A 15268-nucleotide genomic window follows, 5' to 3' on the forward strand; every position below is an offset into this window, starting at 1 on the left:
AGGGGTCGCGGACCTCCGCGAGAAGAAGGCCGCCGTCCGCCGCCTCGGTGAACACGGCCTCCAGCGAAGGCACGCCGGAACCTTCGTCGGCCGTCCGCGGGGCACCGGTGTTCAGTGCCTCGATCTCCGTCGCCGCCCATGCCCGCAGCGCGCCGAAGGAGGTGTCACCGGACACGACCGCGCGCAGCACGCCGTGCCGGGTACCGGAGGCCCCGGTGACACGCCAGCGGATCCCGACGACTTCGTCGGTGGTCCTGCGGTGCGCCACCGTCACGGCCGCCGCCACCAGGGCAGCCGCGTCGTGGGTCCGCGGCTCCGGGCAGTCGATGTCCATCTCCTTCATCGGGGGCCGCCCTCGGGACCCGGCCGGGGCGTCGTTCCGGGCTCCGGTCCGAGCCCGTCGAGGGACTTCAACAGCGAGGGAAGCCGGGGAATCACCCGGGGCCGGGGCATCAGCCCGGAGAGCCCGCGCGGCACGCCGCTCAGTGCGTAGCACCGGCGCAGCCAGCGGTCCCGGCCGTCGTAGCGGGGCGTGAACGCGGTGCGGCCGTGGACGACGGACCGGTTGTCCAGGACGGCGAGCTGCCCCGGCCGAAGCCGTATCCGCCGTGAGGCCCGGTCCAGTGCGTCGCCGAACGAGGCCAGTGCGCGGGCGGCGTGCCCGGTGACCGCGGTGGTGTTGTGCGTGTTGTAGCGGACGGTGGGTGCGTCCGGCGCGCCGGCGAGTACCGGGTGCGGGGCGGAGACCGGCCGTCGCCCCTCGGCGTCCAGTCCGAACGACGTGGGGTAGAGACTGCGGAACAGCGGCTCACGCAGGACGTCGAGCGTTCCGGGCGTCAGGTGCCGTACGGCGTCGCGCGCGGACGAGATCCGCAGCGCCGCCGCGTCGTCCGGGTCTTGGCGCAGGCACAACAGGCTCACGAAGTCCGGCCGCAGCGGATGGTGGACGTTCTCCGTGTGCAGTCCCAGAGATGAGGAGCCGACGTTCTGGATGTACTCCTCCATGCCGGGTTCCGGCGAGACCTCGTGGATCAGCGCGCCGTCGTTCTCGTCCGCGTAGCCCACGAGGTCGCCGAGGAGCTCGGCGACCAGGAGCAGAAGGCCCGCGGACCAGTGGCCGCCGGGCGCCGGGCTGTCCGCCGTCGGGGTGGGGGGCAGGGCTGTGAGCGGCTCGTGTTCGGACACGTCGACAAGACAGTGGAACGGCGCTTCGTCGGGCTCGGCGAGGGCGGCCAGCGGCCGACGCAGTCCGGCGGGTACCTCGTCCAGTACGTTCCCCACCCGGTCCGGGGCACCTGGCACGAGTCCGGCGACCTCCGATGCCAGTTCGTGCAGCACCGCCATTTCCCGGCGGTCAAGAGTGCACTGATATTCGGGCCCCACTTGACTCCTCCAAAGGTCGGGCAGCGGATTCGAGTCGCATGACACGCCGAACCTACAATCAGAGCCAAGGCGAGACAATATTGCGGAGATTAAACACATTCCGCGCAATGGAATCAGCAACACAAAGTCTTGGCAATGCAACCTGGTGCTACCGCGCGAGGCCAGGTATCAAAGTGTCAGGAATAATCGGATCGACTCACCGAGGCCTCGGCCGCAATATTTCCCCGGAGGGACTGGTCGCACGTGCTGTCCGAGCATGAGAAATTCCTTTTCGATGTCAACGGCTATCTGGTGGTGGAGGACATACTCGAAGCGGGCCACCTGAAAGAACTCAACGACGCGTTCGACCAGGCCGGCGACAGGGTGGGCCAGCTCGGGTTCTCACTCGCGGAGAAGGCGGAGCGGTTCCAGGGCGAACACCGCCGTGACGAGTTCAACGAGCCGTTCGACTGGCCCAAGCCCGCCTGCCTGGCCTTCCGCAAGCTGCTGTCCTTGCCGGCGTCGGTGGAGCTGATGCTCGAACTCATCGGCGACGGCTTCCGCTACGACACCATGAAGGGCACGATCATGAAGCCCGGCACGGAGGGCTACCGGCTGCACGGCGCCGGCGGCATTCCGGGCGACCTGCGCTTCTACCGGGTCAGCGACGGCAGGATGTCCAGCGGCCTGATGAACATCTCCTTCGCCCTCACCGACGTCAACCCCGGGGACGGGGGCTTCGGCTGCATCCCCGGCAGTCACAAGGCGAACTTCCGCTGCCCCGTGGAAATACGGCGCATGGAGGCGTACGCCGAGCACGTGCGTCAGGTCCCCGTACGGGCCGGGTCGGCCGTGGTCTTCACCGAGACCCTCGTGCACGGGACCCTGCCCTGGACCGGGGCGTCGGAGCGCCGCACGGTCTTCGCCCGCTACAGCCCGGGCGCCATGATGTTCCGGCCCAGCGCCCTACCGGTCGGCTACGAGGACTTCGCCCACGAGCTGACACCGCTTCAGCGTGCGATCTTCGAACCGCCCTACTACCTCAACCGCCCGAAGATCTCAGAGCTGTTGGCAGAGGAGTCGAGGACGCGCGTGGCGGACTCCGCGCCCGGGACGAGGCCCGGCGACACACCCGGGGCGTGAACGGGGCATGCGGTTGCGGGCGAGCGGCCCCGGTCCCAGCAGGGCGCCGACGGCCGATACCCTGGCCCGGACACTCATCCCTGTTGCCGGCCGAGCAGAGCCCGCCGCGGAAGACCGTCTGTCGGCCTGCCGTCCGGAAACACCCTCGGACGGAACGAATCTCATGCACGAAACGGAGTCGGCCGGCTCGCTCTGGCGTCACCGGGACTTCATGCTCCTCTGGGGTGGACAGTCCATCAGCCTGATCGGTGCTCAGGTCACCGTGCTGGCACTGCCGCTGCTCGCCACCCTCACCCTGCACGCGTCAACGTTCCAAGTGGCGTTGTTGACGTCGTTCAGCACCTTGCCGTGGTTACTTTTCTCCTTGCCCGCCGGGGTGATTGTCGACCGCTCCCGCAAGAGAAACGTGATGCTGTGGTGCGACCTGCTCCGGTTCGCCGTGCTGTGCACCGTGCCGCTCGCGGCGGCACTCGATGTCCTGTCGCTGGTTCAGCTCTACTCCGTGGCACTCGTCTCCGGAACCCTGGCAGTGCTTTTCAACAGCGCTTACCTGAGTTTTCCCGGATTTCTCCTGACGAAGTCTCAACTCGTCGATGCCAATGGAAAGGTCAGCACCGCGTCCGCGGCCGCAGGTGTGGTGGGACCGAGTACCGCGGGTTTCCTGGTCGCTCTCGTGGGCGCGGCCGCCGCCGTGACCGCCGACGCGGTCTCGTTTCTCGTCAGCGCGGCCGGTCTGCTGCTGGTCCGATTCCGCGAGGTGCGGCCCGCACCGAAACCCAAGGACGAGCGAGGGTTTCGGCGGGAACTGTCCGCAGGGCTGCGCATCATCGTGGCCGACAGGATTCTGACCTTCATCACGATCTCGAACAGTCTGGGCAACTTCCTGCTCGCCGCCATCAACTCCGTATGGGTGTTGTACGCGGTCCGTGAACTGCACTGGTCCGCGCAGACCATCGGTCTCATCGGGGGCATCAGTGCGGTGGGCGGCGTGATCGGCAGCCTGATCGCCAAACCCCTGATCAAGCGCTACGGACTCGTCCGCGTGCTGCTCTTCAGCCCCGTCCCCTTCGCCCCCGGGCAGATCGCCGCCGGGTACGTGCTCCCGGGCCTCTACGGACAGATCGTGCTGACCGTCGGGTTCGCCGTGACGCTCGCCTCAGCCCTCACGTACAACATCGCTCAGCGCTCCTACCGCATGGCGTCGTGCCCGCCCGGCATGCTGGGCCGGCTGAACGCGACGGCCAGCTGGCTGCAATGGGGTCTGCGGCCACTCGCCGGCGTCGCGGGCGGAGCCCTGGGGACACTGCTCGGGCTGCGTCCTACGGTTCTTCTCTTCGCCTGGCTTCTGCCCCTGGTCGCGGTGATTCTGTGGCTGTCGCCTCTGCGGAGGAACCGCGCAGCCGGGCAGAACCCTGCCGCGCCGGTACCGGCTGCTGCCGGGGCACGTTCGGTAATCGCCGATGAGCCGCTTCACCCCGTAACCGATAAAGCCGCTCAGGCGCCCCGACATGGCCGTAGCGGTGAGCGACCTCAGCCACACCGGCATGGGCCAGAAACCTGAGATATCGCCGCGCGGTCACGGTACTCATTCCCGTGTCTTTCGATACATCGGCTGCGGAAACGTCTCCCGGTTCCGCAGCCCTCAGGGCGTTAACCACGTTTTTGAGGGTAATCTCAGATATGCCTTTCGGTAAATGAATTGTCGCCACCTCCGGCGGTTTCTTCCGAATCGAAATATGTTGATTTCAGGTGAGATCCGTACGAGCGTCCACCAGGGATCGCCTCCGCGTCAACCAGGCGGTTGGGACTTGATTGCATCTTGAACTCTTCCTAGATCACACTTGACGGAAACATTCATTTTAGGACGGCTCGCCAACAGCCGCAGATATTGGCCTGATGTATGTCATCGAAGTCCGGAAAACGGCTGGCCGATTCCCTGGATTGCAGTTAGGGCCTACAGAACCGTCGCATTCACTCCCATGATGCCGAATGAAATTCATGCGGACGCCAGGGTAAAAGGCCTGTGAAAATTTGCGCACGTTTCGGCGTGGAATCGGGAGGAGCCCGGATGAAGGACGGAATCGACGCCTTACGACTCACAGCGGAAGCAGGTGGAGGCCCGGTCGAGCCCTTCGGCACAGCCGGCCGCATCTCGGCGATGGACAAACTGGCCTCATCCCTCCGCGACATACTGGGCCACAGCGCCCGCGCGGACGTGATCTCCTTCGCCGGGGGAATGCCCGCCAGCGAGTTGTTCGACGCGGAAGGCATCGCTGCGGCATACAGCCGTGCGCTGCGGTCCCCCCGCCAGGTTCTGCAGTATTCGACCACCGAGGGCGATCCTCGGCTCCGTGCGGCGATCGCGCTCCGACTGAGCGCGCGCGGGTTGGAGACCACCCGGGACCAGCTGGTGATCACCACGGGGGCACAGCAGGCGCTGGCGTTGCTCAGCGCCGCGCTGCTCGTTCCCGGTGACGCGGTCCTCGTCGAGGAGCCCACCTATCTGCTCGCGCTGCAGTGCTTCGCCTGCGCGGATGCCGAGGTGATTCCCGTGCCCTGCGATCGCGGGGGCGTGATCCCGGAGGCATTGGAAGAGGCCGTTGCCCGCCATCGGCCCAAACTGCTGTATCTCATACCGGAATTCCACAATCCGACGGCGCGCAGCATGCCTGCCGAACGCCGCCGGGAGGTGGCGGCCTGCGCGGAACGGCACGGCTTGTGGATCGCCGAGGACGATCCCTACGGCGAACTGCGTTTCGCGGGCCGGCCGGAGCCCTGGATCGCGTCGATGCCGGAGTGCCACGATCGCACGGTGCTCCTCGGCAGCCTGTCCAAGACCATGGCACCGGGGCTGCGGCTGGGCTGGCTCAGGGCTCCTGCCGCGCTACGCCAGGCATGCGTCACGGTCAAAGGGGCCATGGACGTCCATTCGTCCACCATCGATCAGGCAGCGGCCGCCGCGTACCTGGACTCGGCCGACGTCGACGGCCACCTCGCACGCGTGTGCTCCAGCTACCGGGAACGCTGCGAGGCGCTGCTCACGGGCCTGGCAGAGGCCCTGCCTGTCGGCAGTGAGTGGGTACGCCCCGCCGGCGGAATGTTCGTCTGGGCCCGGCTCCCCGAAGGACACGACGCCGCGGACCTGCTGCGCCACGCGACTGAGAGGGGGGTCGTCTTCGTTCCGGGAGCGCCCTTCTTCTCCGGGCCTCCGGACCACACGACGCTGCGGCTGTCCTTCCCGACCCATACCCCTGGGGAGATCACCGAGGGGGTGCACAGGCTCGGCCGGGCGGTAGCGGACATGTCCGGCACCCGAACGTGAGCCGACCGGCCCGGACCTGACGTAAATGCCTCCGGGAAACGGGCCCACCGTCGCGAGGGGCGACAACCAGCTCGGACACTCCGCCGGGGCATCTCCTCAACCACCCAGAAATCCGATGACCGCCTCGTTCACCGCGTCGGGCCGTTCCGGGTAGCCGTAGTGGCCGCAGCCGGGTATCTCGGTGCACGCGGCCGCCGGGATGGCCGCGGCGAGTTCGCGCGAGAGGTGCGGGCGGACGACCAGGTCGTCCTGGAAGGCGATGCCGAGGCACGGGCGGGTGATGCGGCGGTAGCGCGGAAGGCGGTTCGGGACGACTTCCAGGCCGAGTTGTGCGCGGATCGTCGACGGGTCGGGGCCGGAGAGTTCCAGGATGCCGAGCCAGTCCCGGAGTCCGTCCTCGTCGTCGAGGGTCCGTGGTGAGAGGTTCTGAAGGGCCTGCCGGTACGCGGACACGGCAGGAGGGATCTTGACACCGCTGTCGGCCAGCTCGATGTCGGCGGCCGACACGGCGGTGATCAGCGCGTCCGCGCGTCCGCGGCTCGCCATCAGCCCGGCCCGCGTGACGAGTTCGGGCCGTGCCAGGAGGAGTTCCCGCGTGATGAGCCCGCCCAGCGAGTGGCCCACGACCTGGCAGGGCCCCGCGCCCAGATGCTCGATCAGACCGGCGACGCGCCGTGCACGTCGGGGAGGTCGCGGTCGAGGACGACCACGTCGCAGTCGCCGTCGATGGGGAGGTCGAGCGCGGTCCTGCCGTCGTAGCCCGCCCCGGGTCACACCCGGGTCACTCCCCTCACAGGCTGGCGTACCGTCACCCGCCTGGCGACAAGGGCCGTCCCGCGGTCGCGCCCATCAGATCCGGTAACCGGCGTGCGGGAGCGTCTCGATGACAGCCGGGTCGCCGAGCTTGCGGCGCAGCCGGCTGACGGTGGCCTTGGCGGTGTTGCTGAACGGGTCGGCGTCCCGGTCCCAGGCCCGTTCCAGCAGTTCCTCGGCGGATACGACGGCACCGCCCGCGGCGAGCAGCACCTCCAGGACGGCCATCTCCTTCGGCGGCAGGTCCAGCTTGCGTCCGCCGCGGAGCGCGGTACAGCGGGCGGGGTCGAGCTCGATGTGCCGCGGACGAGGACGGGGGGGGCACGGCGGGCTGATCTCGTCTGTCCAACGCCTGGACACGGGCGATGAGTTCGGCGAAGGAGAAGGGCTTGGCCAGGTAGTCGTCGGCGCCGAGGTCGAGGCCGTCGACGCGGTCGGCGAGGGTACCGGCGGCGGTGAGCATCAGCACGCGGGACGGGCTGCCCTGCCGGACGAGCGCACGGCAGATCTCGTCACCGTGCACGAGCGGCAGGTCGCGGTCCAGGACGACGACGTAGGCCCCGCTCGACGCCCGGCTCAGCCTCTGCTCGCCGTCGTGCGCGGGCTCGACCTCCCTGGCATGCCGACGCAGCCCCCTCGCGACGCTCTCCGCGAGATCCTTGTGGTCCTCCACGACCAGTACGCGCATGACCCAACTGTGGTAGCAGGAAGGTCACTTGGAGGTAACAGGGGTTTCCCGCGGTGACATCGAACAGCCGGCCGGCTTCCCCCGTCACGGCAGCAGCGAGGCACTGTCAGTGGTGGGTGGCAGCATCGGGCGTATGACGGATCCCACGGTGTTCGACTGGCGGTCCTTCCTGCTCAAGTGGAGCGGGGAGTGGGCGGATTCCCTCCCGGGCGGCGAGACGCGGGGCGAGGGCGACGAGGCCGCGCGACGGGCGCGCTGGCTGGGTTTCCCGGCCGCGTCGGAGGAGCGGATCGCGGCCATGGAGGAGCGCCTCGGCCGGCACATGCCCCCGTCGTACCGGGAGTTCCTCAAGGTCAGCGACGGGTGGCGGCACGCGGGCGGGTTCGTAAGGCTGCTGGCGGGGGCCGAGGACGCGCACTGGCACAACAACGAGTCAGGGCTCGCGGACATCTTCGAGGAGTACCTGGACGAGGACGCGGGGCCCGAGGAGCGGCGGGAGGCGGACCTCTGGCGGCGTGGGCTGCAACTGGACGTCGAGTCCGACATCACGCACGTCCTCCTTGATCCCGAGGACGTGGACGAGGACGGCGAGTGGGCCGTGTACACGTGGTCGAGCTGGCGGGCCGAGGCGCCCGCGCGGCACGCTGACTTCACCGCGTTCATGCGGGACATGCACCGCGAGTTCCACAGCCTTCAGGCGCGCCGGAGCGACGGTGGGCCGGTGTTCGCCAACGACACGACGCGAAAGCTGGACGCCCAGGTGGAGGAGGCCCGGCTGGAGGCGCTGCGCGGCGGCTGGGAGGAGGCCGTGAAGGCGCTGGACGAGGCCAAGGGATACAGCAGGGCGCGGGCCGCCGGGCTGGGGGACCAGATACGCCGACTGCTCGGGCAGACCTACATGGTGTACTTCGACGGCCTGGTGACGGACCCTCGGTACGCGCCCGATCTGCTGCCGCCGCTGGTCGCCGAGCACGCGAGGCACTCGTACCGGGACGACTCCACGCTGACGTTCCATCTGCCGGGCGCCGACGACGACCTGGTGGCACTGGCCTTCGCGACGCTGGATCAGGTGAGGGACGGCACGTACCGGTACACGGCGGCCGGGCCGTACGGCGAAGCGGTCGAGCGGGCGCGGGAGTCGGCGCGCTGGGGAGACACCGACGGGGCATGGCGGGCGCTGATGAACGCCCTTCCCCTCTGGCAGCCGCTGGGCCCGGACCATCTGGCGCCGCTGGGGTGGGTGGCCGACCCGTTGCTCGGACCGCTGCTGACCCCGGAGCGGGGCCGCGAGCTGCTGTCCACCCCGAGGGGCGGGCAGTCCGGTGAGACACCGAGGCCTACGGCCGACCTCGACCCGGGTGACCTGGCGTGGCTCGCGGAGCCGTACCGGGGCAACAACCGCGCGTCGTACCGGTTCGTCCTGCTCGAAGGCACGGAGCCGGAGGAGTTGCCCGGCCGTCTCACGGACGGCGACACGGGCGAGGACGGCACCGTGCTGAACGAACCCATGACCTTCTGGGAGGCGCTCCAGAGATCGCGGCACAGCCGGAGGGAGTTCTCGTCCTACGACGACAGGGCACTCATGGTGGTCGGCCGGGCCGGCACCGGCTGGAGCTTCGCCTTCGACGGCGAGCCCGCCCCGTTCACCCCGCAGCGCTTCCTCTCCCCCGCCGCGACCGCCGGCACGGGCACCCGCGCGGTGGTGGTGTGGAGCGGCTTGAGGGCACCGCACGGGAAGCCGTTCTTCCACCTCTCGGTGGCACAAGACGGTGCCGAGCAGTACGCGTTCACGTACGCGGACGGAGAGATCCGGCGGAGCGGGGACATACCGCAGGCGCTGGATCCGAGCCGGTTCTTCGACGACCTGGAGGACAGCGCCCGAGCAGAACGGCCGCTGCTGGAGGCGGTGGCGGAGCAGTTCGGTGCGTCTCTGCCTCGTCATGCCATCGTGAACGGGCGGCTGCACACCTTCACCACCCGCTCCTGGACCCGCCCGCCAAGGCAGGGCGAGACGTACATGGTGGTCCGCCTGGAGCCGACAGCCACGCGCCCGGCAGACGATCGGTACACCTAGGGTGTGCGGAACCCGCCTACCGCCCGTTCGTAGGTGTGCGCGACGCGCAGCACGGTGCTGTCGTCGAAGCGCCTGCCGGTGATCATCAAGCCCGCCGGGAGGCCGTCGACCAGGTCGGTGGGGACGCTGCATGAGGGGTGGCCGGTCGCGTCGAAGGGTGCGGTGTTGCCGACCATCGACAGGGCGAGGTGGAGGTAGTCGGCCAGGGAGACGTCGGCCGGTGGGATCTCCTTGGCCGTGTAGGGGACCGTGGGCATGACCAGCACGTCGTACCGGTCCAGTGCCGCGTCGTAGGCCGCGCGGACCTGCGGCAGGAGGCGGCGGGCCATGCCGTAGTACTTACCGCCCCCGGCCTCGAAGGTGTAACGGCCGGACAGGCCGACGAGTTTGACGGTCCTGGAGAGGGTGGCTCCCCGGTCGACGCGCCCCTGCGCGTAGTGGGCGATCAGCTCCGGGTCGTAGAAGTCGTCGGCGTTCATGCCGTAGGCGTTGCCGTCGAGCATCTGATATGCGGCGCCCTCGGTCGCGATCACGTTCCACACGTGGAGGGCGTCCAGGTGCCAGGGGATCGACACCTTCTCCACCGTGAGTCCGGCCGAGGCCAGCACATCGATCGCGGCGTGGACGACCTCGTCGACGCCGGGATCCGACACCGGCGTGCCGAAGCCCTCCGTGACGACTCCGACGCGCAGACCAGAGGCGGGTTCGGCGAGCGCGGCCAGGTAGTCCACCGGGGCGATCGCGTCGGGCTGGCGCGGGTCGAAGCCGTCGGGGCCGGCCAGTACGCCGAGCATCGTGGCCGCGTCGGTGACGGTGCGGGTCATCGGGCCCACGTGGTCGATGGTCCGCTCGATGGGGAAGGCGCCGGTGTAGGGCACCAGGCCGTGGGTCGGCTTGTGTCCCACGATGCCGCAGAACGCGGCCGGCATCCGGATCGAGCCGCCCTGGTCGCCGCCGAGGGCGAGGTCGACCTCCCCGGTCGCCACGAGCGCGGCACTGCCGCTGGACGAACCTCCCGTGTTCCGGCTCTCGTCCCAGGGGTTGCGCACCGGCGCCGGGTGCGAGGTGAAACTGGCGCCGGAGAAACACAGGTCCTCGCACACGGACTTGCCCGCGATCGTCGCGCCCGCGTCGAGCAACCGCCGTACGACGGTGGCGTCTTGGCGCGGGACGAAGCCCTCGACCGTGCGCGAACCGTTCATCATCGGTACGCCTGCGACAGCGATGTTGTCCTTCACCGCGACTGTACGGCCCGCCAGTTGACCCTCGGACGACTCGGTGACCGAGGTCTTCACGTACCAGGCGCCGAGCCGGTTCTCGTCCGGAGCGGGTGACGTCCAGGCGCGGTCCGGGGCTGTGGGAGCCGTGCGTTCGTAGAGCCGCTCGACCGCCTCCGAGGCGGCGAGGGAGCCTGCCACCGCGGGCGCGAACTCCGCCAACTCCTCGGCGGACAGGCCGAAGTGGAAGTGCTCGGCGATCGCCGCGAGGCGGGCGGCGTCGGGTGCGGAGAGTGATGACAAGGGACGACTCCTTTTCGGCTGGACAGTCATCAACCTAGAACATCGCGCCAATAGGTCAATACTTATTGACGTAACTTAGTGGTTAACCAGGCTGACCGAGCCACCCGGGTCGAGCCGACCGGCCCGGCTGGGCTACAGCGAGACCGGTCGCAGTCCGGTGGCGGTCGCCTCGGTGACGAAGAGGCTCTGGGCGACCCCGCCGCTGTCGTCCAACGTGACTGTTCCGCGCGGGAGTTGGAAGCTGCCGGGGCGCATCGCCTCGGCTATCCGTCGCGGTTCGTCCGCGCCGACCCGGCGCGCGGCGGACCACCAGATGTGCGCCGCCTCGAAGACCGACTCGCTCAGGGTCGACAGCGGCGGCGCCCAGCGGCCGTACACCTCCCGGTAGCGGTGCAGCAGTACGGCGTTGCCGGGCGACGCGAGTTGCTCGACGTAGCCGGAGACGGCGTACAGGCCGGGCGCGGCGGCGGCTCCGACGTGCTCCAGGGTGGACTCGTCCATGGCCGGCGCGAGGGTGAGGCACTGCTCGCGCAGGCCCGCCGCGTGGCACTGCCGCTCGAACGCGGCGGCGTCCGCGCCCACGAACGTGGACAGCACGATGTCCGCGCCCGAAGCCGTCACCGCGTCGATGACCTGGGTGAAGTCGCGGGTGCCCAGGGCGGCGTACCGCTCCCCCACCACCCGCGCGCCCGATCGCGGCAGGATCCGGCGGGCGGCCGCGTGCGTACTGCGCGGCCAGCAGTAGTCGTTGCCGGCCAGGAACCAGCGCTTTCCGCCGGCCGCCCGCATCAACGGCCGTACCGCCGCCGCCAGTTGGTCCTCGTGGTGCTCGCCGAGCTGGACGCGCAGCGGGCCGGTGCCGCCGCCCTCGTTCATGTGGGGCTGGATCAGGAGCACTTCGGTTCCGGCGAGCGCCCGCGAGACCGCGAAGTAGGTGGCGGAGGTCGTGGCGACGAGGATCGTCCGGCAGCCCGCCCGGACCAGTCGCCGCGCCTCGGCGACGCCGACCGCCGGGTCCGAGGCGTCGTCCCCGACCACCAGCTCCACAGGGCGGCCGCGCACCCCGCCCTCCCCGTTGATCTCCTCGACGGCGAGCATGGCCATGTGGTCCGTCGCGGCCCCGAACATGCTCCCCAGGCCCGACTTGCTGTTCAGCAGACCGAGCCGCGCGTTCGGATTCGGCGCGGACCCGCGACCGGCCGGCAGACCCCGGCGGCGCATCAGCCACTCCAGCCCGGCCTCGTCGAGCTCGGCGAACAGCCGGACCCGTGTCCCACCCCGGTCGGCGTCGAAACGCAGCTTGATCCGGCCCCGCCAGGGCTGGTCGTGCACGATCTCGATACGGCCGCCCTGTCCCGCGTGGCCGCGTGCCTTCCCGCGTGCGGGCGACGGCGGCCGTACTTCACTGATCCGGCCGATGATCTCCACCATGTCGGAGACCGGGCCGCCGAGCGGAGCGCCCATCCGCACCACCGCGCCCGCCGCGACCCGGTCACACACGGCGTCGAAGACCCACCCCGCACCTGTGCCCGCGCCGAACAGGCCGAACGTCGCGGCCGGCGATGCGTCGGTCCATTCCTCGGCGGGCAGCAGGAGTGCGGCCATCACGTCACCCCATCAGGCGGACCGGCTGTCCTGGACGTCCGGGTCGGTGGCCGCGGCCTCCGTCGCGGTGGCGGCGCGCCCCGCGTCCGCGAGCGCCCCTTGGAACAGCGCCTGCAGCGTCGCGATGACGTCACGCGCGGGGCCGGCCGGGTCGATCGAGTAGTGCCGGAACCGGCCCGCCTTCCGCTCGGTCACCAGCCCGGCGGCGCGCAGGACACGCAGATGGCTGGAGACTCCGGTGCGGCCGATGCTGGTGATCCGCTCCGCCAGCTCCCCCACGGTGCACTCCTCGCGCTCGGCCAGCACGCCCAGGATCTGGCGGCGTACGGGGTCGGCGAGCGCGTCGAACGCCAGGTCTGCGGGCACCTGGGATCGCCCCCTCCATAGGTCAGCGACGGTTGACATGTCCCAGCGTAGTCGAGGGTGCCGCAGCGCTGCGCGGAGCCGCCCGCGTGGTCGTGACGCGCAGACCGGCCCGGCGGATCTCCAGGACCTCGCGGTACGGCAGGACCGTCCAGCGGTCGTCCGGCTGCGGGATGCCGCTGGAGGCTACGACCACTCGGTCCGCGTCGACCCGGTAGCGCAGCCGGAAGAAGTCGGGGCCTCGCCGCCTGCTGACCTCGGACTCCGGGTCCTCGTCGGCGTACGCGTACAGGGCGTCCTCGGTGAGCAGCAGGCAGTTGAGGCTGGCGTAGGCGGCGGCCCGCTCCCGGACGTCCGCCGCGGCCCGGGCGAGCGCCTCGACGGGGCCCGTCTCCCGCAGCAGGGTCAGCACGCGCAGGAAGTACCGCTCGGAGTCGGTGCTCCCGGCCGCCCCGGACAGCAGTTCCGGCGCGATCAGTTCGTCGAGGGCGTCGTACGGCGTGAAGTACCCGTTGTGCACGAAGGCCGCGGTGTCGGCCGTGAACGGGTGGGTGTTGCCGGGGACGACCGGCAGCCCCGGGCTCGCCAGCCTCAGGTGCAGCAGGGCGGCGTCGGTGACCGTGCCGGTGAGGGTCCGCGCCCAGGAGTCGGCAGCGGCGGCGGGCTCAATTCCCTTGACGACCAAGGGGCTTGCCCCGCTCCCCCGCCCGGCGGCGATGCCCCAGCCGTCACGGTGCTCGATGCTCAGCTCGGTGAACGGCCCGGCCAGACCGTCCAGTGCGGTGTCGAGCGGCAGGGGGGCGCGGGTGACCACGCCGAGCAGGCGGCACATGCCGGTTCGCTCCTCTCTCACGCTGCTTACGTCACGCATTGCTTACGTCACGCATTGCTTACGGTTCTTCTCGTACGCCGGTGTCAGGCGCGGCGCGCTTCCAGCCACGAAGCGGCCCCGGACAGCGCGGAGTTGACGGCGATGAAGCAGGCCGCCGCGACCAGGTAGGTGGAGAGCACGGCGTGGTAGTACTCGCCCAACACCTTTGCCTGGTGGAGCAGTTCGAGGTAGCTGACCACATAACCCAGCGTCGAGTCCTTGAGCAGCCGGACCAACTGGCTGACCAGGGCCGGACTTACGGCCCGCAGCGCCTGCGGGACGACCACGCACGCCATGGTCTGACGGTGTGTCATACCGAGGCTGTACGCGGCCTCCGTCTGTCCGCGCGGCAGGCTCAGCACTCCCGCCCGGAAGATCTCGGCGACGACGGCCGCGTTGCCCAGCACGATGGGGATCACCAGCTGCCAGAACACGGGGAACGTCAGGCCGACTCCGGGCAGCCCGAACAGGAACACGTACAGCAGGAGCAGCAGCGGAACGGACCGGAAGAGTTCGACGTACGTCCGGGCCAGCGCGCGCGTCGGCCGGTTGCGGGCCAGTCGGCCGAGCGCCACGAGTCCGCCCAGCGGGAAGGCGAGCGCGGCGGCGACCGCGGTGACCAGCAGGGTCTGGCCCAGCCCGGAGAGCAGGAAACGGATGATGGGCCACTCGCCGAACATCCGCCACTGGTCGGCGTCGAACTGTCCGTGGGCGGCGAACTGCCGTACGGCGAAAGCGAGTAGCGCGGCGAACACGGCCAGGGAGACGGCCGTAGCGATCCTGATCCGGCGCCGGGCGCGTGGTCCTGGCGGATCGAAGAGAAGGTGGATGTCGTCGCGGCGCGCTGTCGTGACCGGCTTCATCGGACCACCGCCAGCTTCCGTTCCAGGCGCCCGGCGACGAGGCCGGACGTGAGGGTGAGGGCGACGTAGACGACCGTGGTGAGGGCGAAGCTGGTGAGCGGCTGATCGTAACGGAGCGTCAGGAACTCGGCCTGGCCGGTGAGTTCGGCGACGCCGACCGCCGCCGCCAGTGAGGTGCTCAGGGCACAGCCGATGAAGATGCTGCCCAGCGGCTGCACCATCGGGCGGACGGCCTGCGGCAGGATCACATGGCGCAGGCACTGCCCGAAGCCGAGCCCGAGCGCGCGGGCGGCCTCGGCCTGTCCGCGCGGTACCGCCCGTACCCCCGAGCGCACGACCTCGCACACGAACGCGGCCCAGTACAGGGCCATCGCCGTGGTCACGGTGGCGAACAGCGGGTACAGCAGCCCGAGATCGGGCAGCCCGAACACGAACAGCACGAGCAGGACGAGGAGCGGGATGTTGCGGAAGACCGTGACATAGCCCGCGCCGAACGCCCGCAGCGGTGCCACCGGGCAGATCCGCAGGACGGCGACCACGAGGCCGCCCGCGACCGCGCCCGTGAAGGTGAGCGCGGACATGGCGAGCGTCAGCAGCAGCCCTCGCCCCAACTGCCCGGCGATGGCGTCGACATGGGAGAACAT

General features: G+C 70.0%; 13 protein-coding genes and 1 pseudogene. 4 read left to right on the forward strand and 10 right to left on the reverse strand.

Features of this window, described 5'->3' with window-relative positions; genetic code table 11:
• Positions 1-343: hypothetical protein (locus R2B38_RS00005; protein ID WP_318014285.1), on the reverse strand; the 343-nt coding region annotated here is incomplete at its 3' end.
• Positions 340-1344: a TauD/TfdA family dioxygenase gene (locus tag R2B38_RS00010; RefSeq protein WP_318014286.1), complete on the reverse strand. Its 1005-nt coding sequence runs from the start codon at positions 1342-1344 to the stop codon at positions 340-342. The genes R2B38_RS00005 and R2B38_RS00010, both read right to left, overlap by 4 nt.
• Positions 1345-1626: 282 nt before the next feature.
• Between R2B38_RS00010 and R2B38_RS00015 the strand changes: the two genes are divergently transcribed.
• The 3 genes from R2B38_RS00015 (at position 1627) to R2B38_RS00025 (ending at position 5827) form a co-directional block, all read left to right on the forward strand.
• Positions 1627-2505, forward strand: coding sequence for a phytanoyl-CoA dioxygenase family protein (locus R2B38_RS00015; protein ID WP_318014287.1), 879 nt, complete (start codon positions 1627-1629; stop codon positions 2503-2505).
• Between the two features lie 163 nt (positions 2506-2668).
• Positions 2669-4066, forward strand: a complete 1398-nt coding sequence (locus tag R2B38_RS00020; RefSeq protein ID WP_318014288.1) for an MFS transporter — start codon at positions 2669-2671, stop codon at positions 4064-4066.
• Between the two features lie 507 nt (positions 4067-4573).
• On the forward strand, positions 4574-5827 hold the full coding sequence (locus R2B38_RS00025) for a PLP-dependent aminotransferase family protein (RefSeq protein ID WP_411978413.1): 1254 nt from the start codon (positions 4574-4576) through the stop codon (positions 5825-5827).
• 96 nt (positions 5828-5923) lie between these two features.
• On the opposite strand, the gene R2B38_RS00030 is transcribed toward R2B38_RS00025, so the two are convergent.
• Both R2B38_RS00030 and R2B38_RS00035 read right to left on the reverse strand, forming a co-directional pair.
• Positions 5924-6601, reverse strand: a complete 678-nt coding sequence (locus R2B38_RS00030) for an alpha/beta hydrolase (RefSeq protein WP_318014289.1) — start codon at positions 6599-6601, stop codon at positions 5924-5926.
• A 75-nt stretch (positions 6602-6676) separates the two neighbouring features.
• Positions 6677-7328: pseudogene (locus R2B38_RS00035) on the reverse strand (response regulator transcription factor).
• A 133-nt stretch (positions 7329-7461) separates the two neighbouring features.
• Between R2B38_RS00035 and R2B38_RS00040 the strand changes: the two are divergent.
• Positions 7462-9402: an SMI1/KNR4 family protein gene (locus tag R2B38_RS00040; protein ID WP_318014290.1), complete on the forward strand. Its 1941-nt coding sequence runs from the start codon at positions 7462-7464 to the stop codon at positions 9400-9402.
• Here the strand turns inward: R2B38_RS00040 and R2B38_RS00045 are convergent.
• From R2B38_RS00045 to R2B38_RS00070, 6 genes are all read right to left on the reverse strand, one after another.
• Positions 9399-10922: an amidase gene (locus R2B38_RS00045; RefSeq protein ID WP_318014291.1), complete on the reverse strand. Its 1524-nt coding sequence runs from the start codon at positions 10920-10922 to the stop codon at positions 9399-9401. The genes R2B38_RS00040 and R2B38_RS00045 overlap by 4 nt on opposite strands.
• 132 nt (positions 10923-11054) lie before the next feature.
• Positions 11055-12527 (reverse strand): substrate-binding protein, encoded by a 1473-nt coding sequence (locus R2B38_RS00050; RefSeq protein WP_318014292.1) that lies wholly within the window; start codon positions 12525-12527, stop codon positions 11055-11057.
• 12 nt (positions 12528-12539) lie between these two features.
• Positions 12540-12893 carry an ArsR/SmtB family transcription factor gene (locus R2B38_RS00055; RefSeq protein ID WP_033278722.1) on the reverse strand — a complete coding sequence of 118 codons (354 nt, stop codon included), beginning with the start codon at positions 12891-12893 and terminating at the stop codon, positions 12540-12542.
• A gap of 22 nt (positions 12894-12915) precedes the next feature.
• Entirely contained in the window at positions 12916-13743 is an 828-nt protein-coding gene (locus R2B38_RS00060; protein ID WP_318014293.1) for a class II glutamine amidotransferase, read from the reverse strand.
• Positions 13744-13805: 62 nt separating this feature from the next.
• On the reverse strand, positions 13806-14624 hold the full coding sequence (locus tag R2B38_RS00065; protein WP_318014294.1) for an amino acid ABC transporter permease: 819 nt from the start codon (positions 14622-14624) through the stop codon (positions 13806-13808).
• Positions 14621-15268, reverse strand: coding sequence for an amino acid ABC transporter permease (locus R2B38_RS00070; RefSeq protein ID WP_318014295.1), 648 nt, complete (start codon positions 15266-15268; stop codon positions 14621-14623). The genes R2B38_RS00065 and R2B38_RS00070 overlap by 4 nt, the downstream gene beginning before the upstream one ends.

The organism is Streptomyces sp. N50, assembly GCF_033335955.1.
In the GTDB taxonomy this organism is placed as follows: domain Bacteria; phylum Actinomycetota; class Actinomycetes; order Streptomycetales; family Streptomycetaceae; genus Streptomyces.